Below are 2,113 nucleotides of genomic sequence, written 5' to 3'. Positions count from 1 at the left end.
CACAACCATCTGTGCCTGAAACCCACCTTCTACGGCTCAGGCGCGATCGGCCGATTCCCCGTGCCCACCACCGCCGACGACGCCGAGACGACAGCCCGCGACGTCATCGAGGCCATCCGCATCCACCTGCACCTGGCCAACAAGGAAGGCCAGCAGAACGCCACCCTGTACCAGGACCTGAATCGGGGGGCGCACTTCTCCAGCGCGGACTACAGCGACCCGGAGACGCCCTGCCATCCCAACTCCACCATCGCGGGGGCCACCTGCTTCTTCTACATCGACGAAACCGGTGTCCTGTGCGTCTCCGTCCACCTGGACGAGCTCACCAAAATCGGGACCCAGATCTGGGGCGAGGACACCGTACCCACGCGGATCATGCTCAATGACGGAGTGGTGTTCACCTCCACCGGCACGTGGGTGGTCCAGTTCCAGCACCCCGAAGACGGCGGGGACGACGGCGTGTGGGAATACGCGATTCCCGCGGGGGAGGCCCCGACCGAGGCGTCGGCCCGAGCCCTCGCCACGGAGCAATTCCTGGCCGAAGTCAAATCCCACGAAAACGCCACAGCCTGGAGCGGCGCAACGATTCGCAGCGTACGGCTCACGGACCACCCCCCGGCGGGCTGAGCTTCACCTCCCCACCGGCAACCGGTCGGCACGGAACAGCCCAGCGGCCCGCACTGAGGCCCACCGAGTGCTCGCAGACGCCGCCCGCCTCCCGCGCGGGCGGCATCTGCTCCCAGAGCGCAACGCCGCTTCCCCGAAGGGCGGTTCGACCTCATCTCCCGAAGACACGCCGACCCCGAAGGGGCCGCTCTCGACAGAGCGCAGATTCACCTACGTCGCAACAGGGGGGCAGGGCAAAGCTCCCCCCGGAACCCTCCATCGGCAAGAGGACTACACATGGGTGCCCACAGTCCGCAACTCCAACTCGACCTTTGGCAAGAGCAATCCCCCGCCCTCGTCGGCGTGAAGCCGATGACCGTGCTTTCGTACGGCCTGGGGGCGGATTCCACACTTGTCCTGATCGAAATGCTGCGCGACCCGGCCAGCTACGGCCTGGAGCCGGACCTCTCCGACCTGATCGTGATCACGGCGACGGTCGGTTCAGAATGGGAGGACAGCGTCAGGCTCGTCGAGACCCACATTCTCCCCCTTCTGCGACGCCACAGGGTCAGGTACATCCAGGTCGCTCGGTGCGGGCCGCGCGAGGCAGACGGCTGGGAAGTCCTCGCGGACACCCGTGACCCACAGCACTTCATCCCACGAGGCCGCTGGACCCTCATGGACGAGCTCTCCCTGAACGGCACGGTCGTTCTGGCCGCCGGTGGGAACTCGTGCTCACTCAAGTACAAGGGCTGGCCGCTGGACCAGTGGGGGCTGGCCGAGTTCCCCGACCGGCCGTTCCGGAAGATCATCGGCTACCACGCCGGCGAACACAAACGCGCCCACAAGTACGACGGATGCCAGCACCAGGACAATCTCAAGGCCCGCCGGACGATCTGCACTGTGGAATACCCGCTCATCTCGAAGGGCTGGAACCGCGACATCGTGGAGGCCCGGCTGTTCACCGAATTCGGCCTCCTGTGGCCCAAATCCTACTGCACGTTCTGCGTCTACTCGGGCTCTTGCGCTGCCCGACCTGTGCATATGGCCCGCTTAAGCAGCCACCTTGAGCAGGCCGTCGAGGTGCTGGCCCTGGAATACACATCGATGGCCCTGAACGAGAACGGCTCGTTCTACCCGACGGAAACCCTGTACGCGCGTGTCGCCGAGGACGGCAACACCGCGGCGCAGCAGGGACTTGAGGACCACCTGGCCTCCTCGGAATGGGCGCTGTACCGGATACGCCGCGTGTTCCCCCCGGCCCGCACGGACAGCTGCAAAGAAACGCACGGCCACTCCTGCCGCTCCCCGTGGCCCGGCTGCATAAACCCGGAAACGGGCCAGCGGACGCCCCCGTGCACGCAGTGGCACGGGGACGTCTGCCACAAGCCCCCCCGTGCCGGGACCCCTCCCGCAAGGGGCAGGCGAGCCGGTCCGTCAAAGTTGTGATCACAGGAACCCGCGCGCAAGTCACCCGCCTGCTGCACCGCCGCGCCGAGGACAATGG

Annotated in this window: 2 protein-coding genes; both read left to right on the top strand. The window is 66.7% G+C overall.

Going from position 1 to position 2,113, the window contains the following annotated elements; translation table 11 throughout:
- Positions 1-627: hypothetical protein (locus ACWGJ2_RS40275; RefSeq protein WP_453351389.1), on the top strand; the 627-nt coding region annotated here is incomplete at its 5' end.
- Between the two features lie 276 nt (positions 628-903).
- Positions 904-2,055: a hypothetical protein gene (locus ACWGJ2_RS40270; RefSeq protein ID WP_453351388.1), complete on the top strand. Its 1,152-nt coding sequence runs from the start codon at positions 904-906 to the stop codon at positions 2,053-2,055.
- Positions 2,056-2,113: the final 58 nt, after the last annotated feature.

Source organism: Streptomyces sp. NPDC054796 (assembly GCF_053611545.1).
Note: the sequence above shows the minus strand (reverse complement) of the source record. Positions and strands in the feature narration are given on the sequence as shown.

Excerpts from the sequence above, each read along its gene's own strand:
- ACWGJ2_RS40270 (WP_453351388.1), top strand. The coding sequence starts at position 904 with ATGGGTGCCCACAGTCCGCAACTCCAACTCGACCTTTGGCAAGAGCAA.